Genomic DNA, 23,221 nt, shown 5'->3' on the forward strand with positions numbered 1-23,221 from the left:
GGGCGTCAGTCTCCGGGCCCGCCGCGGTCGACGTACTCGAAGATCGAGCCGTCGGGGTGGCGGGCCAGGAGGTTGCGGCCGACCGGGGTGGGCACCGGGCCTGCGATGACCTGCGCGCCCACCTCGGTCAGCACGGTGTACGCCTCGGTCACGTCCTTCACCGCAATGGTGGCCGTGACCTTGCGCAGCACCTCCAGTTCCGCTTCCGGGCCGCTCATGAGCAGGAAGGCGCCCACGGCGGCGACGGACACACCGCCGCGTTCGAACCGCAGCGCCTGCGTACCCGTGAGGCGCTCGTAGACACCGACGTGCGCCTCGAGGTCGTCGACGCACACCCGCAGTGAAGTTCCCAGGATTTCCATGGGACTTGAGACTAGGCGGAGGCAGTCCGCTCCTCCACCGGTACGCGGCAGAGCACTTCGCCGTGCAGGACCGTGAACCAGCCGTCGTCCGACGCGCCCCAGTCCCGCCAGGCGCGGGCGATCCCGTGCAGATCGTCGTCGGTGGCGTGACCGGTGCCGACTGCCCGCTGGGCGTAGCGCGGTTCCTCGGTCCGGTCCGCCCACATGCCGCTCCACCAGGCGCGTTCTCCGGCCGTGGCGAAGCACCAGGTGCCCGCGGAGGCGGTGACGTCGTCGAACCCCGCTTCGTGCGCCCAGGCGAGGAGGCGCCGACCGGCATCCGGCTCGCCACCGTTGGCGCGGGCCACCCGGCGGTAGAGGGCGAGCCATTCGTCCAGTCCGGGGACGGCCGGATACCAGGTCATCGCCGCGTAGTCGCTGTCGCGCGCCGCCACCACACCGCCCGGGCGGCACACCCGGTGCATCTCGCGCAGGGCCCCCACCGGGTCCGCGACGTGCTGGAGCACCTGGTGCGCGTGGACGACGTCGAACGAGTCGTCGGGGAAAAACAGTCCGTGCACATCGCCCACGCCGAAGTGCACGTTCTCCAGGCCCCGTTCGGCTGTGACGGCGCGGGCCTGCTCGACCACCGTGGGTTCCGAGTCGACCGCGGTGACCGTTCCGGGCGCGACCAGGGCGGCGAGGTCGGCGGTGATGGTTCCCGGCCCGCAGCCCACGTCCAGGACGGACATGCCCGGCCGGAGTTCGCCGAGGAGGTACTCGGCCGAGTTGTCGGCGGTGCGCCAACGGTGCGACCTGAGCACCGACTCGTGATGGCCGTGGGTGTAGACAGCGGGTTTCTTCGGCACGGCGGATCTCCCTGGGTGACGGGGCGTCGGGTTTCCGCAGCCTAGACCTCGACTCACATGGTGAGAAGATCTGTCTCGCCATGTGAGTCGACGTGGTCAGTCGAGAACGGGGCGGTAGACCGTCAGCGCCTCCTTCTCCTTGTCGATCAGGAACGAACCCGGCGCCGGCCTGACCTCCCCGTCGAAGGCCATGTGGGCGCCCTCGGGCACCCCGGAGATGTGCACGCGCTCCGGCCGCGCCGCCGCGTAGACCGGCGAGCGTTTGAGCACGCCGGTGAGCGCCGCCGCGAGCAGGCGGATACGGGCGAACCGCCCACCGTGCGCGATCCGCAGGTCGAGCAGCCCGTCGGCCAGGTCGTAACGGCGCACCGGGGCGATGCCGACGCTGCGGTAGGACCCGTTGCCGGCGAACAGCAGCCACATCGCGCGGCGACGCCCGTTGACCTCGGCCTCGACCGGACGAGCGGTGTGCAGGACGTGCAGGACGCCCAGCAGGCTCGCTGCGGGGCCGCCGATCCGTGGCGACCAGCGCTCCCGCAGCCGCACCAGATCGGGGTACGAGCCGATGCTGAAGGTGTTGAGGAAGTACGTCGGCTCGCGCGAGGTGCCGATACCCGCGTCGGGGCGGACCCGCCCCACGTCGACCCGGACGGCGCTCCCGCTCGCCACGGCCGCGCAGGTGTCCTGGACGGTCTCCGCACCCAGGTCCACGGCGAAGTGGTTGAACGTCCCCCCGGGCAGGACGGCCAGCGGCACGCGGTGGTGCAGGGCCGCGGTCGCGGCCGCGTTCACCGTGCCGTCGCCCCCGCAGACCCCCAGGGCCCCGCCGGTCTCGGCCGCGTTGCGGGCGGCCTCCGCGAGCACGTCGGAGAGCGGCCCCGCCTCCGGCTCGTACAGGATGACCTCGGCGTCCGGCAGGATCGCCCTGAGCTGCCGGATCGGGTCGGTCAGCTGCGGCTGGACCCCCGACCCCGGGTTGACCACCACGAACAGGCCCTTGCCGTCCGGAAGAGCCGGGGCGCCCGTCCGCGGCCGGGCCGGCGGCGGCAGTTGGATGCGGGAGGGCACCAGGCCGCGGACCGCATACGCCGCTCCGGCGCCCAGGGCGGCACCCACGAGGACGTCGCTCGGATAGTGGACGCCGGTGTAGACGCGGGAGAACGCAACCGAGGCGGCGACGGGTGCCAGCGCCGCTCCCCAGCGGCGGGACTCGAGCGCGGCGCCGACCGCGAAGGCTGCGGCGGAGGCGGCGTGGCCGGACGGGAACGACGTCGTGATCGGCTGCCGGGCCAACCGTCGCATGACCGGCACGGCGTCGAGGACGGGGCGCTGCCGGCGCACCGACCGCTTGGCCAGCGTGTTGACGGTGGCCGAGGCCAGAGCCAGGGAGGCGACCCCGCGAGCGGCGGCGCGCCGTGCCCGGGGGCTGCCGAGGGCCCACATCCCGGCCGCCGTGCCGAACCAGAGGAGGCCGTGGTTGGCGCTGCGGCTCAGCCGGGGCAGTACCCGGTCGGCGGCGGGCCAGTGGCGCTCGGCCACGCGCAGGAAGAGCAGATGGTCGGGCCGGGTCAGCCGCGACGGGAAGCGGCGGCTCGGTGTCTGTTTCATGTTGGCCCTCATACCCCTTGACGGCCCGAGCACCGGAAAGCGCGGGAAGCACCCACCGGTCGGCGGTGGCCTTCCCGGAGGAACCCCCCGCGGGGAGGAGGGGACGATTCCCCCCCGGGGCCCGAAGGGAGGCCCCCCGAATCGGCGGTGCCGGCCTCCCGGGCCGGTGGGCGCTGCGCGAGGGTCCCGTCGGCAATCGTGTGGTGTAAATCCGGCGAAAGGGGTACTCGGGACGAGGCCCCGAATGTGCCGGGTGCTGTCAGGCGCGTGTCCGAGGAGGGAGTGCCCCATGGAGAACGTGGCCGAATCCGGGCGGCGCGGCATGGGCATCGACCCGTCCGGTCTCGACGAGTCGCAGCTGATCAAGGAGCTGGAGACGATCCACCGGACGCGTCACGAAACGCTCCTGTTCGGATCCGCCGACGCTCTCGACACCCACAACTCCCGCATGGCGCAGCTCGAGGGCGAGTACCTGCGCCGACATCCACGCAGACAGGTCGCGCCCGGGCGGACCAGGGCGGGGGCCCGCGCCCGCGCATGCTGAACGGTCACCGGCCCCGGCCCTGCGCCGGGCCCCGGCCCGCGTGACGGTCGGCCCGGCGGCGGCAGAGGGGGCGAACAGCAGGGGCGAAGAGTGAGAGGCGAACAGAGCAGGGCCCGAGCGCCCGTCAGGGTGCTCCGCGTTCCGGGAGGAGGGACTGGGCCATGGCGGTTCTCGCCGTATTGCTACCCGTGGTCATGCTCGGGTTCGTGCTGGCGCTCGGCCGCTACGAGGACGTGATGCTGCGTCCGCCGTCCGCCCGCCGGACGCCCCAGCCGCCCGGCAGCGCCCCCGTCGCGCCCCGTTCGCAGTCGGGCGACGTGCAGAGCGGCTGTGAGCACTAGGCATGCCCGACGGGCGCCGGCGCGGTACGGGCTCCACCGGTGAACCCGCTCGGGACCGCAGCACCTGGTCCCGGCCCGTACCGGCGACGCGCACCGGTGGCTCCGCCGTCAGCTGCGCCCCGCACAGCGGCCGGAGGTGAGCCATGGAGCGGACCCGACCGGACAGCCGCGGCCCGGCGCCCTTCGGTCCTCCGGTAACCGACGCCGGACTTCCCGTCCTGCCCGAACTCGCCGGCCGGGCGGCCGCTGCCGCCGGGGACGTCCGGGCGCAGCCCGCCGGCGGGGGCGCCGAGGTGCTGGAGGCCGCGTGCGGCTACTGGCGCCGGCGCAGCCTGCCGACCGGCGTCGACCGGGCCGCCGCCGCGCCCGGCGCCCAGCCGCTGCTTCTCGCGCTCCTCGCGGCCATCGGCGGCGAGGTGCTGCTGACCCGGCCGTGCGCCCCCTGGTACCCCTCGCAGGCACGGCTGCTCGGGCTGCCCGCCTACCACGCACCCGCTCCCGCGGAGTGCGGCGGAGTGCCCGACCCGTTCGCCTTCCTGGAGACCGTGCGGCGGGTCCGCGCGGAGGGCGGCGACCCGCGGGTGCTGTTGACGGCGGTGGTCGACGACCCGACGGGCACCTTCGCTCCGCCAGAACTCATGCACGAGGTGTGCGAGGCTGCCGTCGACGAGGGGTTGCTGATCATCAGCGACGAGACCTACCGGGAAACCCTCCACCGGGAGTGGCCCGGGCGCGAGGGCGTTCCCGTCGGCCTCCTGAGTCCGGCCGAGATGCAGCCCGACCACGTCGTGGTACTCGCCGACCTCGGTGCGGATCTCGTACCGGCCGCCTGGCCCGCGGCGATCGCGCGGTTCCCGGACACGCCTCGCGGAGCGCAGCTGCACGCAGCGACCCTCGACGCCCTCTCCACGCTGCACGCCGTGCTGCCCTCGCCGGTCGCTGCCGCGGTCGCGCACGCGCTGACCGAGCCGCAGGCCGTCACCGAGCGCCGGTCCGAGGCCGCCCGCCTCCACGGGGCGATCGCCGCCGCTCTGTACAGCGCCGTCACAGCCGCGGGTGCGTTCTGCCGGCCGCCGCGCGCGGGCGGTCACCTCTATCCCGACCTGGAGCCGCTGCGTCCCGCTCTCGACGCCCGGGGCATCACCGACTCGGTGGATCTGGAGGATCGGCTCAGCGCCGACCTCGGCGTGCCGGTGCCCGGCGGACATCGCTTCGGGGACGCCCCCGATCTCCTGCGGGTCCGGCTGTCCACGGGGCCACTGCTGGGGGCCGACGACGATCAGGGGCTCGAAGTGCTCGTCGCCGACGATCCGCTGACGGTGCCGCATGTCGCTGGTTTCCTGGAGCGGTTCGCCGCCTGGTTCGACGACCTGGCGGGCGGCTGAGCCCGGAGAGGCCGGTTGCTCCGGTTGCCTTTTTCCACGAGCCCCGAACCGCCGCAGCCGGGTGAGGTTTCTGCCCCGGTCGGTCAGTCCTCCGGCCGAAGTCGTCGACGAGTGGCCTCAAGGCGCTGGTCACAGTCGGGTGCGAGCAGTCCGGGAAGCGTCTTGTCCAGCGTTACGTGGTTCCTGTTCTCCCTGTTCTTCGAGGTCACCGAGATGGCCGGGCAGCAGAGGAGCGGGGGAAAGGCACCCACGGCATCCAAGCCCTCGGGGAAGGCCACGGCGGCCGCACGCCGATCCGGCCACGGGCCGTACCTCCGGGACACGTTGCCCCGGGCTGCCGCCGCCGGTGCCGGGATCAGCCCGGCTCCGCCCGGCGGCCCCCGCCCCGCACCCGTTGCCACAGCGCCGGGGCCGTGCTGACGAGCAGTGCCAGCCCCACGGCGGCCACGACGCCCTCCCACGGCTCGGGGAACAACGAACCTCCCAGGACCCCGATCAACTGGTACGCCGCCGCCCACGCCAGGCACGCCAGAAGATCGCCGCGCAGGAAGCGGCGCACCGGCATGCCGCCGAGGAGGCAGGCCAGCATCACCGGGATCCGCCCGGCCGGGACCAGGCGTGACACGACGAGCACGGCCACCCCGTGCTGGTCCAGCCTCTCCCGAGCCCGCTCCAGCCGGTCCGGGGACACACGATCGCGCAGCCGGGACAGCCACCGCGAACCGCCCCGCGAACCGGCACCGCGGCTCCCCAGCCAGTACAGCACCGCGTCCCCGACGAACGCCGCCGACGCCGCCACCACGAAAACGGTCAGCATGGACAACGGTGCCGCCCGGTGCAGCGCGACCACGGCGGCCGAACTCACCAGCGCCCCCGTCGGGACCACGGGAACCAGTGAACCCAACACCACCAGCAGGAACAACGACGGGTATCCGACAGCGTCCTGCGTCGCGTGCGGCGGCACCGAGCCCACGGACCGCACCAGTTCACCGAGCACCTGCGGTGTCATCGGGCGGCCTCCGGGCACACCCGCTGGCCGTGCGCGGGCCGGAACACGGTCACATCCGGGGCGAGACGGGCCGCATGGCGGGCGAACTCGTCGCCCGGGGAATGGAACTCGTGCGGGCGGACCGCGTCCATGCCGAACGGCCAGAACGTCCCGTAGTGCACCGGGAACGCGCAGGCCGGGGCGAGGGAGGCCAGTGCCTGCGCCGCCCGGGCCGCATTCAGGTGCCCCGGGCCCAGGTAGGGACCCCAGCCGCCCACCGGCAGCAGCGCCACGTCACAGGGACCGACCGCCCGGGCCATCCCGTCGAACAGACCGGTGTCCCCGGCGAAGTAGGTGGTGGACTGCCCCTGCACCACATAGCCGAGGGCGGGGGTGCGCCGCGGGCCGTACGGCAGCCGGCGGCCGTCGTGAGCCGCCGGTACCGCCCGGACGACCACGCCGCCGGCCTCCGTGCGCTCGCCCGCGGCCAGTTCCACGATCCGCAGTCCCTTCATGGTCAGCCGCCACAGCCCCGGCACCACGGCCGGCGCTCCGCGCGGCACGACCACGAGCGTGCCGGGTGCGAGCCGGGAGAGCGACGGCAGATGCAGGTGGTCGGCGTGCAGATGCGAGACCAGCGCGACATCGGCGACCGCCGCCTCCGGCGGAGGCACCGGCCCCCGGCGCCTGCGCAGATGGGCCAGCCGGGCCACGAACACCGGGTCGGTCACCACACGGACCCCGGAATCCGCCACGGTCACCGTCGCGTGGCCCCACCAGGTGATCTCCACGGCCACGGCACGACCTCCCAGTTCGCTCACCGACGAGCCTACGGGTCCGTTGCCGTCCGGCGGATCCTTTCGGGCCACGGAACCGGGCACGCGCAAGCCGGTCCGGGTCCGCAGGCCGCACCCCGGCCGAGGCCCGCAGGCCGCAGCCCGGTCCGGGCCCGCACCCCGGAACCGGGCCGTCGGCTCACCGGCGCGGCACTCCCGGCCACTGCACGGCGCCGGCCCCGGCGCCCGGAGGTCACGCCACCACGTCGGATTCCGCCCGGTTCGTTTCGCTCCGGGCGAAGCTCCTGACCGCCCCGTGCGCCTGTGCCACGCTGGAATGCAGCACCGCACGTCCGGTGCGGAACGTGGACCCGGGACGGGGTGGCGCGTGGTCGAGAGCAGATGGCGGGCCGCCGGCCGTGCAGTGCTGCGGGTGCTCGCGGTGTGGGCCGTGAGTGCCCTCACGATGCTGGTGCTCGCCGCGATCCTCCCCGACTTCCGGCTCCAGTCGGCGGGCGGCGACAGCGTGACCCGCACCGCCCTCTCCGCCGCCTGGGGCGCCGGTGCGTTCGGCCTGCTCAGCGTCCTGGTCTGGCCGCTGATCGTGCGCGCGCTGCTGCTCGTCCCCGCGATCGTGCTCGGCCTGCTCGTCTTCGTCCTCAACGGCGGCGTCCTGCTGACCGCGTTGTGGCTGGTCCCCGACGGGCGCGGCGAGGCGGCCCCCGAGACGGCGGTGGTCGTCGCCGCAGTGATGTCGGCGGTCGCCTCTGCCACGAACACCGCCCTCGTGGTCGGGGACGACACCGCCTACCGCCGTCGCCTGCGCAGGCTCGCCGCCCGCCGACGCGGCTCGGCACCCCCCGACACCCGGACGGCGGGCACGGTCTTCCTCCAGCTCGACGGCGTCGGCCACGACGTGTTCCGCCGCGCGGTCGCCGCCCACCGGCCGCTCATGGAGACAGTCGCCCGCTGGTACGACGGCGGGAACGGTTCCGGAACCCACCGGCTCACACCCTGGCGCACCGACTGGTCGAGCCAGACCGGCGCCAGCCAGCTCGGCATCCTGCACGGCAGCAACGAGGACGTCCCCGCCTTCCGCTGGTACGAGAAGGAGACCGGCGAGGTCATGGTGTGCAACCGGCCCTCCAGCGCCGCCGAACTGCAACGCCGGGCCGTGGCCCGCACCGGCTACGGCGGCCTGCTCGCGGGGGACGGCGCCGGCCGCGGCAACCTCTTCAGCGGCGGCGCCGGGCAGCTCGCGCTCGTGCTGTCCGTCGCCGGCCGCCGCGACCGGCACACCCGTTCCCGGGCCGGCTACTTCGCGTACTTCTCCGACCCGGCCAATGCCACCCGCACCTTCGTGTCCTTCGTCGCCGAGGTTCTCCGCGAGACCGGTCAGTCGCTGCGGGCCCGGGTGCGTGACGACCGCCCGCGGGTCAAACGGGGCGGCCTCTACCCGTTCGTGCGGGCCTTCGCGACGGTCGTCGAGCGGGACGTCGTCGTCGCCGCGGTCATGGGGGACGTGCTGGCGGGGCGCGCGGCCGTCTACGCCGACCTGGTCGGGTACGACGAGGTCGCCCACCACTCGGGGCCCCACAGCAGGGACAGCGCCCAGGTCCTCACCCGCCTGGACCGCAGTATCAAGCTGATATCCGAGGTCGTCGCCCACGCCCCGCGCCCGTACCGCATCGTCCTGCTCTCCGACCACGGCCAGAGTCCGGGACCCGCGTTCGCGGACCTGTACGGCATCAGCCTCCAGGACCTCGTCCGCGCCGGATGCGGACTGCCCCTGCGCAGGAGACGGCGGTCCGGGATCCTTCCTGCGGACGACGCGCAGGACGAGGCGGCTCCGGTCGGTGCCGAGGCCCGCGGGGCGGCCCGGGCAGCCCTCGGCCGACGGGAGAAGCAGCCGCGCCCCGGACGGCGCAGCCGGCGCTCCGAGCCGGTCGTCCTGGCCTCGGGCAACCTCGGACTGGTCAGCTTCCCCGACGTACCGGGACGGATGAGCCGGGAGGAGATCGACCGCCGGCACCCGGCGCTGCTGCGTACGCTGGCCGAGCATCCCGGGGTGGGCTTCGTGCTCGTGCACAGCGAGCGGCACGGGGCCGTGGTGCTCGGTGCGGGACGGGCCGAACACCGGCTGGAGCAGGGGGAGTCGACCGGCCGCGATCCGCTCGCTCCCTTCGGTCCGGGCGCTGCCGCAGCGGTGCTGCGCACGTCCCGCTTCACCAACGCCGCCGACATCATGATCAATTCGGCCTGTGATCCGGAGACCGGTGAAGTGCACGCCTTCGAGGCGCAGATCGGCTCGCACGGCGGGCTCGGCGGTGAGCAGAACCGTGCCTTCCTCTTCGCTCCGCTGGAGCTTCCCGCGCCGGTCCGTGACGGGCAGGAACTCGTCGGGGCGGAGCAGGTGCACCGGGTGCTGCGCGGCTGGCTGCGGCGCACGGACGGTCCGCAGGTACCGCTGCCCGGCCCGGGTGCGCCCGCCGAACGCGTCGGCTGAGCGGGCCGGCCCCGCGCGGGACCCGGGCGGGCATGACCTCATGGGTAATCGACGCTCCCCGCGCAGGACGGCAGGGTTGCTGCATCCGCTGCCGGCCGACTTCCGGCCGGAGATCGGCGGAGTCCGTCCTGCTCGTCCACCGGAGGAGAACGTCATGACCGGAACCACCCGCTACACCATCGCTGTCGCACGGTACTTCGAGGCCTGGAACAGCACCGACCCGGCGGCCCGGACGAAGGCCGTCGCCGCCGCCTGGACCGAGGACGGCGGGTACACCGACCCGCTCGCCGAGGCCACCGGCCACGACGCGCTCGCGGCCGTGATCGCAGGCGTCCGGGAGCTGTTTCCCGGCTTCGCCTTCCGGCAGACCGGGACCGTGGACGGGCACCACGACACAGCACGCTTCTCCTGGGAGCTGGTCGCGGACGCGGACGGAAGCGCGCCGGTCGCGGGATCCGACGTGATCGTCCTCGCGGACGACGGCAGGATCCGCAGCGTCATCGGCTTCCTGGACCGTGTCCCTACGGCGTGAGCGACCGCAGATGGGCGACCGTCTCCGGATCGGCCGGGAGGAACGTCTCCACGGCCAGTTCGGAGACGGTCACGTCCAACGGAGTGTTGAACGTGGCGATCGAGGAGACGAAGGACAGGACGTGCCCGGCGTGCTCGACCCGCAAGGGCAGCGCGAACGGGAGCAGTCCGGACGCGGCGTCGCTCCGCTCGTGCTCCCGCTCCGGCACGGGGTAGCCGCGGACTTCGTCGTGGAGCTCGCGCAGCACCTCCGACCCGGCCAGCGTGATCCGCCGTTCCAGTTGCTCCAGCAGGTGCGCGCGCCACTCCGGAAGGTTGCGGATCCGGGGCGCCAGTCCCTCGGGGTGCAGCACGATCCGCATCGCGTTCAGCGGCGGCTCCAGCAGATGTCCCGCGACCCCCTCCAGCAGCAGGCCGATCCCCCGGTTGGCCGCGACGACGTCGTACCGGCCGTCCAGGACCAGAGCCGGAAAGGGTTCGTAGCCGGCGAGCAGCCGCTCCAGGCCCGAGCGCACGACTTCCATCGCCGCGTCGTTGAGGGGCGTCTCGGGGAACCGGGGTGCGTAACCGGCGGCGAGCAGCAGAGCGTTGCGCTCCCGTACCGGCACGTCGAGGTGCTCGGCCAGCCGCAGCACCATCTCCGGGCTGGGCTTCGCCCGGCCCGTCTCGACGAAACTGATGTGCCGGGCGGAGGAACCCGCCAGCAGAGCCAGCTCCAGTTGGGTGACCCGGCGTCGCTCGCGCCAGCCGCGCAGCAGTGTGCCCACCCCGGAGCCGTCCGCGAGTGCTGTCATGGGTGTGACCGTATCCCGCTCGCCGCCGGCACCGGGCCGCGGGCCGCCCTCCCGGGTGGCAGCGGCCCCGGCGGATGGCACGCTGGGAGAAGCAGACGACAGCACCGGCGGGCGTTCACCACCGTCACCACCCGTCCGGGTGCGTCCCGGGCGTCCGAGGAGGGCAGCGAGATGGCAGCCGAACCCCTGTCGCAGCAGGAGATCGAGGAAGCTCTGGCCGAGCTTCCCGGCTGGACGTTCGGCGACGACCGGATCAGCCGGGCGTACGCCTGCGAGGGGCACCTGGCGGCCGCCGCCATGGTCGGCCAGATCGCGCGGGTGCAGGAGTCGCTGGGTCATCATGCCGATCTGACCGTCAGCTACGACAAGCTGAAGGTCTCGGTGAACACCCACAGCGCCGGCGGCAAGGTGACCGAGCTGGACACCGAACTGGCCCACCGCATCGAGAAGGTTGCCTCCGAACACGGTGTGAGCTGAAAATGCCCCGCGGGCGCAGGCCCCGGACGTCTCCACCGTCCGGGGCCTACGTTCATGCGGGATGCATACCGGCCGTGCGAACACGCCGCCGGATGTGCCCTACTTCGGCATCAGCACCGTGTCGACGATGTAGACGGTGGCGTTGGCCGTCTGCACGTTGCCGCAGACCACCTTCGAATCGTCGTTCACGGTGTACGACTCACCGGAGCCGGACGTGGTGAGCTGCGTCTTCGCCAGCGTGTCGTAGGTGCCGTTCTCCAGCTTCTTCGGGGTGAGGTTCTCGCCGACCACGTGGTTGGTGAGCACCTTCGTGAGCATCTTCTTGTCGTTCAGCACCTTGTCCAGGTCGGCCTTCGGGATCTTGGCGAAGGCCTCGTTGGTCGGTGCGAACACCGTGATGTTCTCGGCGTTGTTGAGCGTGTCGACCAGGCCGGCCTTCTTCACCGCGGTGACCAGGGTCGACAGGGCCGGATTGTTCGACGCGGCGGTGGCCACCGGGTCCTCGGCCATGCCGTCGAAGCTGCCTGCACCGTCCTTCGGCACGGCCGTGCAGCCGGGACCGAACGGCTTGTCCGTCATCGCCGTGTCGTCCTTCGAGGCCTGCGACTCCTTCTCCTTGGTCGCGGAGGGCTTCTTCGCGGCCGAGTCGTCCATGCCGCTGTCCGAGGAACAGGCGCTGACGGCCAGCGGGAGGACGGCGGCGGTGGCGACGGCGAGCGCGACGCGACGGATGCGGATGCTGCTCTTCATGGAGTTCTCCTCAATCGGGTGGTGCGGGATCGATCGGAACGACCGGGGGCCGGACCGGTGGCTTCGGGGGAGTGGGCGCGATGCGGTCCGTGGAGCGGCGCACCGCGCGGAGGTCAGGGCACTTGGACCACCACCGAGTGCCAGCCGGTCGCGCCGTCCGGAACGGTGCCGACGCGCTTGCCGGTCTGGGTGCGGTCCTCCCGGTCGGTGGCCCGGACCTCGAGCGTGTGGGAGCCGGAGGTGGCCGGCCACTCCCACACCCACTGGCGCCAGGTGTCCTCGCTGTCCTCGGCGCCGAGCCGCGCGGTGTGCCACTCGCCGCCGTCGACGCGGACCTCGACGCGGGATATCCCCTTGTGCTGGGCCCATGCCACGCCCGCCACGGGTACCGTGCCGCGCTCGACCTCGGCGAAGGGCTTCGGGGTGTCGATGCGGGACTGGGTCTTGATGGGGGCCTCGCGTGCCCAGTCCCGCTTCACCCAGTAGACGTCGTAGTCGTCGAACGTGGTCAGTTCGATGTCCTGGATCCACTTGCAGGCGGAGACGTATCCGTACAGGCCCGGAACGAGCATCCGGACGGGGAAGCCGTGGTCGAACGGCAGCGGTTCGCCGTTCATGCCGACCGCGAGCATGGCATCCCGGCCGTCCATCACGGTCTCGACGGGGGAGCCGATCGTCATGCCGTCCACCGACCGGGCCACGAGCTGGTCGGACGGCCCGCCCTTCGACGGCGGACGGACCCCCGCCTCCCGGAGCAGGTCGGCCAGGCGCACCCCGATCCAGCGGGCGTTGCCGACGTACGGGCCGCCCACCTCGTTCGAGACGCAGGTCAACGTCACGTCCCGCTCGATCAGTTCACGCGAGAGCAGGTCGTCGAACGTGACGGTCAGTGGCCGGGAGACCCCCTTGCCGTGGATGCGCAACCGCCAGCGAGTGGCATCCACCCGCGGCACCACCAGGGCGGTGTCCACGCGGTAGAACTTCGCGTTGGGGGTGACGAAGGGGCGCATACCCGGCACCTTGAGATCGGCGCCCCGAGGCACCGGCCGTGCCGGTGACGCCGGCGGCGGAAGCCTCACCGCCCGACGGGACGCCACAGCCTCGGCCCCGCCCGCCGCGTTCAGACGCTGCCCGGTGACGCCCGCGGCAGCCGAGGCGGCCGCTGCGGCCGTGGCCGCGAGGACGAACCGGCGCCGGTCGAACGACCCCTGCGGCGGTGCCTGTTCGGAATCCGACGGGACCGGCGTGGCCAGGAAACCCGAGAGCAGATACAGCACTCCGGCGCCCACCACCGCCCCGAGCAGGGACGGCAGCGCGTCCAGGGGACCGCCGTCCGGCCGTCCGGCCGCGGCGAGGGCTCCGATCACTCCGAACACCATCACGCCCGCGGAACCGACGGCCTGCCGGCGCAGTGCCAGCAGCCCGAGCCCGATGGCGAACAGGCCGAGGATCGTGACGATGCCGACCTGCAGCGCCAGTTTGTCGTTGCTGCCGAAGGTGCGGATCGCGAAGTCCTTGACCGCCGCCGGTGTGCGGTCGATGACCGCACCGCCCACCGCGGTGACGGGTCCCGCCTCGCGCCGCACCGGAACCGAGGCCAGTTCGGCCGTCGCCAGCGCCGCGAATCCGGCGAGCAGCCCACTCAGCGCACCCAGCCCCGGACGGAGCAGGGCGAGCGGCGAGCGGCGCCGTCCCGGGCCGGCCGGCGCTTCGGTCGCTGTTGCTTCTCGATCTTCGCTCACATCCGGGATTCGTTGTTATGCGCCCGGCGGATTGGTCGTTCACCCGATCGAGTTGCGACTTCTCACGGTGTCCCAGGTCACAGCGGTTCGGACCAATCCACGGACCGGTCTGCGCCGAATGGAACACCGAAGGGGCACGACCGCCGCCCCTCCGGTGTCGACAAGGGAGTTGGGTGACGATGCAACGGCGTCGAACGGCCGTCATAGGAAGCGGCGTGGCCGGCCTGACCGCGGCCCACGTACTGCGACGCGCACACGAGGTCACGCTGTTCGAGGCGGACTCCCGGCTCGGCGGCCATGCGCACACGCACGACCTCACCGCCGCCGACGGCACGGTGCGGTCCGTCGACTCGGGTTTCATCGTCCACAACGAGCGCACCTATCCGAACCTGCTCAGGCTGTTCCGCGAACTCGGGGTGAGCACCCAGGAGTCCGAGATGAGCATGTCCGTGCGGTGCGAGGGCTGCGGCCTGGAGTACGCGGGCGCGCTCGGCCCGCGCGGCCTCTTCGCCCAGCCGCGCAACGCGGTTCGCGGCCGCTACCTCCGCATGCTCGGCGAAGTGACCCGCTTCCACCGCCGCGCCCGTGCCCTGCTGGCCCGGGACGGACGCACCGACCGGACCCTGGGCGAGTTCCTGGCGGAAGGTTCCTTCTCCCCCTACTTCGTCGCCCACTTCATGACCCCGGTGGTCTCCGCGGTCTGGTCCTGCGACGGCGAGACCGCCCTGCGCTACCCGGCCCGCTACCTCTTCCGGTTCCTCGAGCACCACGGAATGCTCGGGGTCACCGGTTCACCGACCTGGCGCACCGTGACCGGCGGCTCCCGCGAGTACGTGGAGCGGGTCGGCAAACAGCTCGACGCCGTCCGCACGGACACCCCCGTGCGTGCCGTCCGGCGCGTCACCGGAGGGGTCGAGATCACGACCGAGGACGGCGGAACCGACCGATTCGACTCGTTGGTCGTCGCCACCCACCCCGACCGGGCGCTGCGCCTGCTCGAATCCCCCACCGACGACGAACAGCGCGTCCTCGGCGCCTTCCGCTACTCCCGCAACCCCACGCAACTGCACACCGACACCTCGCTGCTGCCGCACAGCCGGGGAGCCCGCGCCTCGTGGAACTACCTCATGCCGTCCTGCCGGGCCACCGCCGACAGCGTGCTCGTCAGCTACGACATGAACCGGCTCCAGCGTCTCGAGGCCCCCGAGACCTACGTCGTCACCCTCAACGGAGCCGACCGCGTCGACCGCCGGCGGGTCCTGGCCGGGATGGTGTACGAACACCCCGTCTACACCCCCGAGTCGGTCGCCGCCCAGCGCGAACTGCCCGCCCTGAGCGGGCCCGTCGTCGCGTATGCCGGGGCCTACCACGGCTGGGGATTCCACGAGGACGGCTGTCGCTCCGGAGCGGAGGCGGCCGCCGCCCTGGGGGTGACGTGGTGACCGCCGAACCGGCCCTCTACACCTGCACCGTCGGACACGTGCGCAAGAAGCCGCAGAAGTACGCGCTGCGGCACCGCACCTACATGTGGCTGACCGATCTCGACCGGCCGCTCCGGCTGCCCCGACACCTGAGGCCGCTGGCGGGCTTCGACGCACGCGACCACTTCGGTGGCGACACCCCCACCATCCGTGCGGGGCTCGAGCGGTACCTGGAGAGCCAGGGAATCCGGCTGAACGGCGGCCGGGTCCTGATGCTCGCGCACGCCCGGGTGCTCGGGTACGTGTTCAACCCGCTGACGCTGTACTGGTGCCGGAACCGCCACGGCGATCCGCTGTGCGTCGTCGCCGAGGTCCACAACACCTACGGCGAGCGCCACTGCTACCTGCTGCGCACCGACGACCAGGACCGGGCGAGCACGGAGAAGGAGTTCTACGTCTCGCCGTTCTTCCCGGTGGACGGCCGCTACCTGATGCGGCTGCCCGAGCCGGATGAGCATCTGGACGTCACCGTCCACCTCGAGCGCGACGGCGTCCGGCCGTTCACCGCCGTTCTCCGCGGGCGCCGCGGCCCGGCGAGCACCGGCGCCCTGCTGCGCGCCGCCGTGCGCCACCCGCTGTCCACCCTCGCTGTGTCCGCAGGAATCCGCTTCCACGGTATCCGGCTGTTCCTGCGCGGACTGCCCGTCCAGCCCCGCCCCCGTCACCAACCCCAGGAGGGTATGAAGTGAGTCTGTCCACGTCCTTGCCGTCGACCACGGTGGACCCGCAGATCTGGCCCGACGTGGCCGCCGTGCCGTCCTGCTCCCCGGCCAGGGCAAAGGTCACCGAACTGATCGTGCGGCGCGCCCTGGCCCGACTGCCGCTCCACGCCCGCATGGGCCGCGATGGCGAACTCCTCGGAACCGGCGGGCCGTTGATGGAGGTCGACGACCCCGACGCGTTCGTTCACCGCATCGCCACCGACGGTCTCATCGGCTTCGGCGAGTCCTACATGGCCGGTGAGTGGACGGCGCGGGACCTCGTCGGGGTGCTGACCGTCCTCGCCGGGAACGTCGCCACCCTCGTACCGTCCACGCTCCAGCGCCTGCGCAGCTCATGGGCCCGGCGGCAGCCGGAAGGCCAGCGCAACACCGTCGAGAACACCCGGAGCAACATCCACCGGCACTACGACCTGTCGAACGACCTCTTCGCGCTGTTCCTCGACGAGACCATGTCGTACTCCTCGGCGGACTTCCGCACCTTCCCCGGTGACCGGAACCTGCTGGCCGCCGCCCAGCACCGCAAGATCGACCGCCTTCTCGACCTCGCCGGCGTCGGCTCCGGGACGCGGCTGCTCGAGATCGGCACCGGCTGGGGCGAGCTGGCCCTGCGGGCGGCCGAACGCGGCGCTGAGGTGCTCACCGTCACCCTTTCCGAGGAGCAACGCGACCTCGCCGAAAGCCGCATCGCCGAGGCGGGCCACGCCGACCGGGTGGAGGTGCGCCTGTGCGACTACCGGCAGGTCACCGGCCAGTTCGACGCGGTGGTGAGCGTCGAGATGATCGAAGCCGTCGGCATCGAGTTCCTGCCCGTCTACTTCTCCACGATCGACGCCCTGCTCGCCCCGGACGGCAAGGCCGCCATCCAGGCCATCACCATGCCGCACGACCGCATGCTGGCCTCCCGCGACACCTACACCTGGATCCAGAAGTACATCTTCCCCGGCGGCATGCTGCCGTCCGTGGAAGCCATCGAGCAGGCCACCGCCGAGCACACCGCGCTGCGCGTCGCCGGCTGCGCGTCCTACGGCGCCCACTACGCCGAGACCCTCCGGCTCTGGCGGGAACGCTTCACCGCGCGCGCAGACGACGTCACGGCACTCGGGTTCGACGACGTGTTCCAGCGCATGTGGACGTTCTACCTCGCCTATTCGGAAGCCGGCTTCATATCCCGCTACCTGAACGTGCAGCAGCTCATGCTGCGGAAGGAGGCCACCGCGTGACCCGCGAGCACGGTGCCGCACAGCAACTGACCACGCTTCTCGAGCAGTTCCTCGGCGGTCCGCTGCCGGTACGGCTGTGCGCCTGGGACGGCAGCGAAGCCGGACCGCAGGACGCGCCGCTGGTCGTCCTGCGCTCCCGGCGGGCGCTGAGGCGCCTGCTGTGGCAGCCGGGCGAACTCGGCCTGGCCCAGGCGTACATCACCGGCGAGATCGACCTCGAGGGCGACCTCGGCGATGCTCTGCGCACCATGTGGGGCGCAGCGCGTGAACGCGGTCTGCACGCCCCGAAGCCGAGCACGGCCGACCGGCTCAGGGCGGCCGGTTCAGCCGTGCGACTCGGCGCGATCGGCCCGCGCCCGCCGGCCCCTGCATCCGAGGCCCGCCTCGGCGGGAAGCTGCACAGCAAGTCCCGTGACCGGGCGGCGATCAGCCACCACTACGACCTGTCGAACGACTTCTACCGGCTGCTCCTCGACGAGACCATGGCCTACTCGTGCGGCTACTGGACCAGCGAGGAAGAGTCGTACGGCCCGGCGGACTCCCAGCGCGACAAGCTGGAGCTGATCTGCCGCAAGCTGGGACTCGAACCCGGCATGCGGCTGCTCGACGTGGGCTGCGGCTGGGGCTCGCTGAGCCTGTACGCCGCCGAACACCACAAGGTGCAGGTGACCGGGGTGACCCTCTCCCGCGAGCAGCGGGACTTCGTCCGGACACGCATCCGCGAGCGCGGCCTGGAGGACCTCGTCACCGTCGAGCTGAGCGACTACCGAGACCTGGCGGACGGCGGCTACGACGCGGTCTCCACCGTCGAGATGGGCGAGCACGTCGGCGACGCCGAGTACCCGGCCTTCGCCGCCACCCTGCACCGCATGCTGCGCCCCGGCGGACGGGTGCTCGTCCAGCAGATGTCGCGCGGGAGCAACGCCCCGGGCGGCGGCGCCTTCATCGAGTCCTACATCGCCCCCGACATGCACATGCGGCCCCTCGGTGACACGGTTTCCCTGCTGGAGCGCGCGGGCCTCGAGGTCCGCGGGGTGGAGGCCATGCGGGAGCACTACGTGCGCACGATCCGCGCCTGGCACCGCACCCTGGAGGACCATTGGGACGAGTTCATTGCCATGGTCGGTGAGGAGACCGCGCGGGTCTGGCGGCTCTACCTCGTCGGCGGTGCGCTCGCCTTCGAGGAAAGCCGGATGGGTGTCGACCAGATCGTGGCCGTCCGGCCCTCCGACGCGGGCATGAGCAACATGCCCGCCACGCCGCGGGCCTGGTACCGGGAGGAAGCATGACCGGATTTCCCTGGGCGGCGTTCGGGATCAACCTGGCCGTCGCGGCGGGAGCGGCGCTCGCCGTCATGCTGGCCACGTTCGCCGTGGCGGTCGCCAAGGGCATGCACCGGGTGGTGGACGCCGCCTGGGGCATCGGCTTCGCGGCCGTGGCCCTCGCCTCGTACGGGATGTCGGCCGGGCACGGGGACGACGGGCGGCGGCTGCTGGTCACCGCGCTGACCGCCGTCTGGGGGCTGCGGCTGGCCGGGCACATCGCCCGGCGCGGCCGTGGTCACGGTGAGGACCCGCGCTACGACCGGATGCTCGCCAAGGCGCCCGGCAGCCGCAATGCCTACGCGTTCCGCATGGTCTACCTGTTGCAGGGGGCCCTGGTCTGGCTGATCTCGCTTCCCGTCCAGGCAGCCGACTACGTACCCGGGCCGATGAGCGCGCTCGCCGTCACCGGGGCCGCGCTGTGGCTGCTGGGCCTGGTGTTCGAGGCGGTCGGCGACTTCCAGCTCGCCCGGTTCAAGGCCGACCCGGCCAACAAGGGAAGGATCATGGACCGGGGCCTGTGGAGCTGGACCCGGCACCCCAACTACTTCGGCGACTTCTGCGTCTGGTGGGGCCTGTTCCTGATCGTCTGCGAATCCCCGGTGGCGGCCGCCGCCACCGTCGTGGCGCCGCTCGTCATGACCTTCCTGCTCACCGGCGGCAGCGGCAAGCGACTGCTGGAGCAGCACATGAAGGATCGTCCCGGGTACCGCGAGTACGTCGCTCGGACCAGCGGCTTCTTCCCGCTCCCGCCGCGCCGGGGCTGAGCCGGGCGGTGCCCCGTCCCCGTCGGTGCAGGGGGGACGGGGCACGGACGTGCCGGTCGGGGGCGGGCCCCGACCGGCACGTCGAGATCGCTCACGGCTCCCTGTCAGCCGAGGTGCCGGGCGAAGAACCGCAGCGCGCTGTCCAGTTCGAACGCCGGGATCTCCGCGTGCTTGCCGGGGTTGGCGTGCAGCGTCTTCTCGGCCGACGCCAGGGCGTCGAACAGCGCCAGGCACTGGTGCCGCGGTACCCGCTCGTCGTCCCACTGCACCAGGAACTCCACCGGGACGGTGATCCGCGCGGCGGCTTCGGCCGATGCCAGAGCCCCGCCCAGACCCAGCACCGCCGCGCGGACTCGGGGTTCGGCGGCAACGAACGGCACGCCGAGTCCGCACCCCAGCGAGACGCCCCAGTAGCCCACCGGTCCGGCGCCGACGTGCTCCAGTTGCTGGACCGCGTCCAGCACCGCCCGCCATTCCGGGACGGTCCGGCGGGAAACGAGCGCCTGGAAGCCGGCGATCAGCGGAGCGAGCTCCGCTCCGGCTTCGGCACGTGCCTGGTTCTCGGTCGCGATCCGGTCGAGCTCCTCGTCCTTCGGCCGGTCGCCGTGGCCGGGCACGTCGACCGCGGCTACCGCAAAACCGCACTCGGCCACGAAGCGGTGTGCCCGGGTCGCGATGCCGGGAGCCTGCTTGTGCTGACCGCCGCCGTGGCCCATCAGGACGAGGGGTCGGGTGCCGACGGCACCTTCCGGCGTCCACAGGACCCCGGGAACCCCGTCGAGGGTGAAGAGCTGTTCGGAGATGCCGTCAAAGGATGTATCAGAGATGAAGCGCAAAGCTTTTCAAGCCCTTCGGGATGCCTACTGCGGGCACTCCCCAGGCCATGCGAGCGAGGGAGTCCCGACCTGTCACAGCGTTGATCGGTCTCACCTCCTCGGTTCGCAACAGAGCACAGCGACGCCGAAGTTATCGGCTTCACCGCCTTGCGGCAAGCGGCAGCCGCGACGGGCACCGTCCGGTCCGATGCAGGGCGGCCGGTGCTGTGACCGGAAAGGTCCGGCGGTGAACTTTCCGGCCACTCACTGGTCCAGGCCGCGGGCCGCGCGGAACCGGGCGAGGCCGTCGTCGAGATCCACGACCGGTTCGGGATAGTCCAGCCGGTCGCGGACCTCGGCGGGCAGCCGCCACGGCCGGTGCACGGCAGCACCTTCCACGTCTGCGAGTTCCGGCACCCAGCGGCGCACGTAGTCACCCTGCGGGTCGAAGCGCTTGGCCTGGGCGAGCGGGTTGAGCACCCGGTTGGGCCGGGTGTCCGTGCCGGTGCCCGCCACCCACTGCCAGTTGAGCTGGTTGTTCGCCACATCCCCGTCGACGAGCAGGTCGAGGAAATGCCGGGCGCCGACCCGCCAGTCGACGTAGAGCGTCTTCGTCAGAAAGCTCGCGGCCAGCAGCCGCGCCCGGTTGTGCATCCAGCCCTCGTGGCTCAGCTGGCGCATGGCCGCATCGATGACCGGATAGCCGGTGCGGCCCTCGCGCCAGGCCGCGATCTCGTCCGGGTCCCCGCGCCACCGATCACCCTTGGTCCGGTAGTCAGCCTGGGACGCGTGCGGGCGGGCGGCCAGGACCTGGTGGTGGAAGTCCCGCCAGGCCAGCTGCCGTACGAAGGCATCCGCTCCCTCCCCGCCCTGCTTCCTCGCCCGTTGGACGAGTTCGACGGCCGACAGGCAACCGAAGTGCAGATGGGGCGAGAGCCGTGAGGTGGCGTCACCCGGCAGATCGTCGTGGCGTTCGGCGTAGTCCTGCATCCCCGACGACTCCCAGCGCCGCATCAGCCGCCGCCCCTCGGACTCGCCGCCGCGGCACAGCCCCGGCGAGACCTGCCCGGCCGCCTCCCGCGACGGCAATGCGTCCGAGCGGATGCCGCGCGGCACCTTCACCGTGCGCGGGGCGGCGAGGACGTCCCGTTGCGCGACCCGCTCCCACTGCCGGAAATACGGCGTGAAGACGGCGAAGTGGTCCTTGCCGGCGGGTGTCACGGCCCCCGGTTCGACGGCCGTCACCACCGTCTCATGGACGTCCAGGGACAGGCCGTCCTGCTCCAGCGCCCTGCGCAGCCGCTCTTCACGCCGCCGCGGATAGCCGCCCGCTCCGGCGGCGACATGGACACTGCCCGCGTCCGACTCCTCGGCGACCCGGCACACCTCCTCGGTCACGTCACCCGACCGGACGACGAGCCGGCCCCCCCGCTCGCACAGCGAGGCGTCCAGATCGGCCAGGCAGTCGGCCAGGAAGGCGAGCCGGTTGGGTGCGTCGAAGCCGGCCTCGCGCACTCCGGAATCGAGCACGAAGAGCGGCACGACCTGGTCAGCGCCGTTCAGGGCCGACCGCAGCACCGGATTGTCGTGCAGGCGCAGATCCCCGGTGAACAGGGCGACAGTGGTGGTCACGCTTCCCTTCCTACGCGGGGAATTCCATGAGTGCCAGCGGGTCGCTCGTCGGCTGCTTCGAGCCCCCGGACGGCTCCACCGTGATACCCATGCCCGTCGCCCCGCCGACCCGGCCCTCCATCAGCATCGATGCGTCACCGGACGAACCGTCCAGGATGCCGGCCGAGCGCATCGTCCCGTGGTCGTCGAACCAGAGCTGGTACACCTTCCCCGAGGGGGCGGCGGGCAGCCCGGAGGCGAGGAACGCCGCCTTGTCCCGGCGCTCGGAGACCACGACCGTGCCGGTGGCCCCGTCCGCAAGCCTGCCGGTCACCCGCCGGGCGTCGGGCGACGCGAGCACCCGGGCGATGCCCTGGGCACGCTGTTCGGCCACGGTTGCGCGCTCGCGAGCGTCCTGCGCCTCCTGGTGCTGCCACACCGCGATTCCGCCGAGTCCGGCCGCGGCGGCCAGGCAGGCGGCGAGCACGAAACGGGGCAGGGCGCGGGCGCGCAGCGGACCGGAGATGCCGTCCGTGGCGGGCAGTCTCGGCGGCTCCTGGCGCACCGCCGAGATCCGGCGCAGCACCTGGGTGCGCATCCGAGGCGGGGCGACGAACGCCGATGCGGCTCCCAACCGCTCGGCGGTGGCGCACAGTTCACGCACCTCCTGGGCGCACTGGTCACAGTCGGCCAGATGCCGTTCGAACTCCGCACGTTCGTCGTCCGGCAGGGCGTGAACGGCGTACGCGCCGGTCAGCGTGTGCAGTTCCGCGGTGTTCATGCAGTCACCCCCAGGCAGTCTCGCAGGCGGATCAGACCGTCGCGCAGGCGCGTCTTGACGGTTCCCAGCGGCAGGCCCAGCAGTTCGGCGACCTCACGGTAGGTCAGGCCGCGGTAGTAGGCCAGGGTCACGGACTGGTGCTGGAGTTCGGTGAGTCCGCGCATGCAGCGGCGGACCTGTTCGCGCTCCAGGCGTGCCTCCACCTGTTCGGTGACCTCGTCGAAGGCAGGCGTCCGGTCGAGCAGGGCGGCCTTGTGCTCGCGGTCGTTGGAGGCCTGGGTCGAGCGCACCCGGTCGACGGCGCGACGGTGGGCGAGCGTCATGATCCACGTCATCCCGCTGCCGCGCTCGGGCCGGAAGCGTGCGGCGGTGCGCCACACCTCCACGAGCACCTCCTGCGCCACCTCCTCCGACTGGGCGGGGTCGCGCAGCACGCTGCGCACCAGGCCGAGGACGGGGCCTGCCACGGTGTCGTAGACGCGGGCGAAGGCGTCCTGGTCGCCGCGGGCCACCCGTGCCAGCAGTTCCTGCAGGTCGGGGGCGGCTTCCGGGCTTCCGCTCCCGACGATGTGTGCGGCCTCCCTCACGCCGGGCCACCTCCTGCCCGGCCCGCGGGCCGGCATCGTGGGCGGGGGTGACGGGCTGGCGCCATGCGTTCCTCCAGGTACCGGGCGGCCGGCCGGTGTCCCGCTGCGGTCCCGCGGGGCGCCCGTCCGACGTCGTGAGCATGCTTCACCAGGGAATTCGTTGCCGCTCCGGGTACGGATTGGTCCCCGTTCCGCGAAATCGGCCGGACGGTCGGCCGATTCCGGTGCGCCCGTCCCGGAAGGGCTACCGGGTCTATTCGCAG

The 23,221-nt window shown here is 72.5% G+C and carries 23 protein-coding genes; 11 read left to right on the forward strand and 12 right to left on the reverse strand.

Annotation, left to right across the window (positions count from 1 at the left end; genetic code table 11):
- Window positions 1-5: 5 nt before the first annotated feature.
- From M1E25_RS23120 to M1E25_RS23130, 3 genes are all read right to left on the reverse strand, one after another.
- Window positions 6-362: a VOC family protein gene (locus tag M1E25_RS23120; RefSeq protein WP_251418798.1), complete on the reverse strand. Its 357-nt coding sequence runs from the start codon at window positions 360-362 to the stop codon at window positions 6-8.
- A gap of 11 nt (window positions 363-373) precedes the next feature.
- On the reverse strand, window positions 374-1,210 hold the full coding sequence (locus tag M1E25_RS23125) for a methyltransferase domain-containing protein (protein WP_251418800.1): 837 nt from the start codon (window positions 1,208-1,210) through the stop codon (window positions 374-376).
- 96 nt (window positions 1,211-1,306) lie between these two features.
- The gene (locus M1E25_RS23130) at window positions 1,307-2,818 is read right to left on the reverse strand and encodes a bifunctional phosphatase PAP2/diacylglycerol kinase family protein (RefSeq protein WP_251418802.1); all 1,512 of its coding nucleotides are present in this window, start codon (window positions 2,816-2,818) and stop codon (window positions 1,307-1,309) included.
- Between the two features lie 289 nt (window positions 2,819-3,107).
- Here M1E25_RS23130 and M1E25_RS23135 point away from each other — a divergent pair, with 289 nt between their 5' ends.
- From M1E25_RS23135 to M1E25_RS23145, 3 genes are all read left to right on the forward strand, one after another.
- Complete coding sequence (locus tag M1E25_RS23135; protein WP_251418805.1) at window positions 3,108-3,362, forward strand: DUF6158 family protein; 255 nt, start codon at window positions 3,108-3,110, stop codon at window positions 3,360-3,362.
- Window positions 3,363-3,523: 161 nt separating this feature from the next.
- Window positions 3,524-3,703 (forward strand): hypothetical protein, encoded by a 180-nt coding sequence (locus M1E25_RS23140; protein ID WP_251418807.1) that lies wholly within the window; start codon window positions 3,524-3,526, stop codon window positions 3,701-3,703.
- Between the two features lie 143 nt (window positions 3,704-3,846).
- The gene (locus tag M1E25_RS23145) at window positions 3,847-5,088 is read left to right on the forward strand and encodes an aminotransferase class I/II-fold pyridoxal phosphate-dependent enzyme (RefSeq protein ID WP_251418809.1); all 1,242 of its coding nucleotides are present in this window, start codon (window positions 3,847-3,849) and stop codon (window positions 5,086-5,088) included.
- A 355-nt stretch (window positions 5,089-5,443) separates the two neighbouring features.
- Here the strand turns inward: M1E25_RS23145 and M1E25_RS23150 are convergent, their stop codons facing one another.
- Entirely contained in the window at window positions 5,444-6,097 is a 654-nt protein-coding gene (locus M1E25_RS23150; RefSeq protein ID WP_251418811.1) for a DedA family protein, read from the reverse strand.
- Window positions 6,094-6,873: an MBL fold metallo-hydrolase gene (locus M1E25_RS23155; protein WP_251418843.1), complete on the reverse strand. Its 780-nt coding sequence runs from the start codon at window positions 6,871-6,873 to the stop codon at window positions 6,094-6,096. Before M1E25_RS23155 ends, M1E25_RS23150 begins: the two co-directional genes overlap by 4 nt.
- Before the next feature lie 367 nt (window positions 6,874-7,240).
- Here M1E25_RS23155 and M1E25_RS23160 point away from each other — a divergent pair, with 367 nt between their 5' ends.
- A complete protein-coding gene (locus M1E25_RS23160; RefSeq protein ID WP_308290469.1) occupies window positions 7,241-9,358 on the forward strand; it encodes a phage holin family protein in 2,118 nt (705 codons plus the stop codon).
- A gap of 154 nt (window positions 9,359-9,512) precedes the next feature.
- On the forward strand, window positions 9,513-9,890 hold the full coding sequence (locus tag M1E25_RS23165) for a nuclear transport factor 2 family protein (RefSeq protein ID WP_251418813.1): 378 nt from the start codon (window positions 9,513-9,515) through the stop codon (window positions 9,888-9,890).
- On the opposite strand, the gene M1E25_RS23170 is transcribed toward M1E25_RS23165, so the two are convergent.
- Complete coding sequence (locus tag M1E25_RS23170; RefSeq protein ID WP_251418815.1) at window positions 9,880-10,683, reverse strand: helix-turn-helix domain-containing protein; 804 nt, start codon at window positions 10,681-10,683, stop codon at window positions 9,880-9,882. The two genes, M1E25_RS23165 and M1E25_RS23170, sit on opposite strands and share 11 nt — an antisense overlap.
- A 171-nt stretch (window positions 10,684-10,854) precedes the next feature.
- On the opposite strand from M1E25_RS23170, the gene M1E25_RS23175 reads away from it, so the two are divergent.
- Complete coding sequence (locus M1E25_RS23175) at window positions 10,855-11,160, forward strand: 4a-hydroxytetrahydrobiopterin dehydratase (protein WP_251418817.1); 306 nt, start codon at window positions 10,855-10,857, stop codon at window positions 11,158-11,160.
- Between the two features lie 99 nt (window positions 11,161-11,259).
- On the opposite strand, the gene M1E25_RS23180 is transcribed toward M1E25_RS23175, so the two are convergent.
- Both M1E25_RS23180 and M1E25_RS23185 read right to left on the reverse strand, forming a co-directional pair.
- Window positions 11,260-11,910, reverse strand: coding sequence for a fasciclin domain-containing protein (locus tag M1E25_RS23180; protein ID WP_251418819.1), 651 nt, complete (start codon window positions 11,908-11,910; stop codon window positions 11,260-11,262).
- 113 nt (window positions 11,911-12,023) lie between these two features.
- Window positions 12,024-13,547, reverse strand: coding sequence for a molybdopterin-dependent oxidoreductase (locus M1E25_RS23185; RefSeq protein ID WP_372501344.1), 1,524 nt, complete (start codon window positions 13,545-13,547; stop codon window positions 12,024-12,026).
- Window positions 13,548-13,825: 278 nt separating this feature from the next.
- Here M1E25_RS23185 and M1E25_RS23190 point away from each other — a divergent pair, with 278 nt between their 5' ends.
- The 5 genes from M1E25_RS23190 to M1E25_RS23210 are packed head-to-tail and all read left to right on the forward strand — an operon-like array spanning window position 13,826 to window position 19,164.
- Window positions 13,826-15,094: an NAD(P)/FAD-dependent oxidoreductase gene (locus M1E25_RS23190; RefSeq protein WP_251418821.1), complete on the forward strand. Its 1,269-nt coding sequence runs from the start codon at window positions 13,826-13,828 to the stop codon at window positions 15,092-15,094.
- Window positions 15,091-15,822 carry a DUF1365 domain-containing protein gene (locus M1E25_RS23195; protein WP_251418823.1) on the forward strand — a complete coding sequence of 244 codons (732 nt, stop codon included), beginning with the start codon at window positions 15,091-15,093 and terminating at the stop codon, window positions 15,820-15,822. The genes M1E25_RS23190 and M1E25_RS23195 overlap by 4 nt, the downstream gene beginning before the upstream one ends.
- Window positions 15,819-17,075 carry a class I SAM-dependent methyltransferase gene (locus M1E25_RS23200; protein WP_251418825.1) on the forward strand — a complete coding sequence of 419 codons (1,257 nt, stop codon included), beginning with the start codon at window positions 15,819-15,821 and terminating at the stop codon, window positions 17,073-17,075. Before M1E25_RS23195 ends, M1E25_RS23200 begins: the two co-directional genes overlap by 4 nt.
- A complete protein-coding gene (locus tag M1E25_RS23205; protein ID WP_251418827.1) occupies window positions 17,072-18,364 on the forward strand; it encodes a class I SAM-dependent methyltransferase in 1,293 nt (430 codons plus the stop codon). Before M1E25_RS23200 ends, M1E25_RS23205 begins: the two co-directional genes overlap by 4 nt.
- Window positions 18,361-19,164, forward strand: a complete 804-nt coding sequence (locus M1E25_RS23210; protein ID WP_251418829.1) for a DUF1295 domain-containing protein — start codon at window positions 18,361-18,363, stop codon at window positions 19,162-19,164. The genes M1E25_RS23205 and M1E25_RS23210 overlap by 4 nt, the downstream gene beginning before the upstream one ends.
- A 104-nt stretch (window positions 19,165-19,268) precedes the next feature.
- On the opposite strand, the gene M1E25_RS23215 is transcribed toward M1E25_RS23210, so the two are convergent.
- The 4 genes from M1E25_RS23215 to M1E25_RS23230 all read right to left on the reverse strand — a co-directional run bounded on the left by M1E25_RS23215 (window position 19,269) and on the right by M1E25_RS23230 (window position 22,958).
- Entirely contained in the window at window positions 19,269-20,000 is a 732-nt protein-coding gene (locus M1E25_RS23215; RefSeq protein WP_251418831.1) for a dienelactone hydrolase family protein, read from the reverse strand.
- 243 nt (window positions 20,001-20,243) lie between these two features.
- Window positions 20,244-21,611: a cryptochrome/photolyase family protein gene (locus M1E25_RS23220; protein ID WP_251418833.1), complete on the reverse strand. Its 1,368-nt coding sequence runs from the start codon at window positions 21,609-21,611 to the stop codon at window positions 20,244-20,246.
- Window positions 21,612-21,621: 10 nt separating this feature from the next.
- Window positions 21,622-22,371: an anti-sigma factor gene (locus M1E25_RS23225; RefSeq protein WP_251418835.1), complete on the reverse strand. Its 750-nt coding sequence runs from the start codon at window positions 22,369-22,371 to the stop codon at window positions 21,622-21,624.
- Window positions 22,368-22,958 carry a sigma-70 family RNA polymerase sigma factor gene (locus M1E25_RS23230; protein WP_251418837.1) on the reverse strand — a complete coding sequence of 197 codons (591 nt, stop codon included), beginning with the start codon at window positions 22,956-22,958 and terminating at the stop codon, window positions 22,368-22,370. The genes M1E25_RS23225 and M1E25_RS23230 overlap by 4 nt, the downstream gene beginning before the upstream one ends.
- Window positions 22,959-23,221: the final 263 nt, after the last annotated feature.

It is taken from the genome of Streptomyces meridianus, from assembly GCF_023703325.1.
Classification (GTDB): Bacteria; Actinomycetota; Actinomycetes; order Streptomycetales; family Streptomycetaceae; genus Streptomyces; species Streptomyces meridianus.

Coding starts and splice junctions, on each gene's coding strand:
- M1E25_RS23180 (WP_251418819.1), bottom strand. CDS start 11,910: ATGAAGAGCAGCATCCGCATCCGTCGCGTCGCGCTCGCCGTCGCCACC.
- M1E25_RS23140 (WP_251418807.1), top strand. CDS start 3,524: ATGGCGGTTCTCGCCGTATTGCTACCCGTGGTCATGCTCGGGTTCGTG.
- M1E25_RS23175 (WP_251418817.1), top strand. CDS start 10,855: ATGGCAGCCGAACCCCTGTCGCAGCAGGAGATCGAGGAAGCTCTGGCC.
- M1E25_RS23165 (WP_251418813.1), top strand. CDS start 9,513: ATGACCGGAACCACCCGCTACACCATCGCTGTCGCACGGTACTTCGAG.
- M1E25_RS23120 (WP_251418798.1), bottom strand. CDS start 362: ATGGAAATCCTGGGAACTTCACTGCGGGTGTGCGTCGACGACCTCGAG.
- M1E25_RS23150 (WP_251418811.1), bottom strand. CDS start 6,097: ATGACACCGCAGGTGCTCGGTGAACTGGTGCGGTCCGTGGGCTCGGTG.
- M1E25_RS23145 (WP_251418809.1), top strand. CDS start 3,847: ATGGAGCGGACCCGACCGGACAGCCGCGGCCCGGCGCCCTTCGGTCCT.
- M1E25_RS23135 (WP_251418805.1), top strand. CDS start 3,108: ATGGAGAACGTGGCCGAATCCGGGCGGCGCGGCATGGGCATCGACCCG.
- M1E25_RS23170 (WP_251418815.1), bottom strand. CDS start 10,683: ATGACAGCACTCGCGGACGGCTCCGGGGTGGGCACACTGCTGCGCGGC.
- M1E25_RS23130 (WP_251418802.1), bottom strand. CDS start 2,818: ATGAAACAGACACCGAGCCGCCGCTTCCCGTCGCGGCTGACCCGGCCC.
- M1E25_RS23210 (WP_251418829.1), top strand. CDS start 18,361: ATGACCGGATTTCCCTGGGCGGCGTTCGGGATCAACCTGGCCGTCGCG.
- M1E25_RS23225 (WP_251418835.1), bottom strand. CDS start 22,371: ATGAACACCGCGGAACTGCACACGCTGACCGGCGCGTACGCCGTTCAC.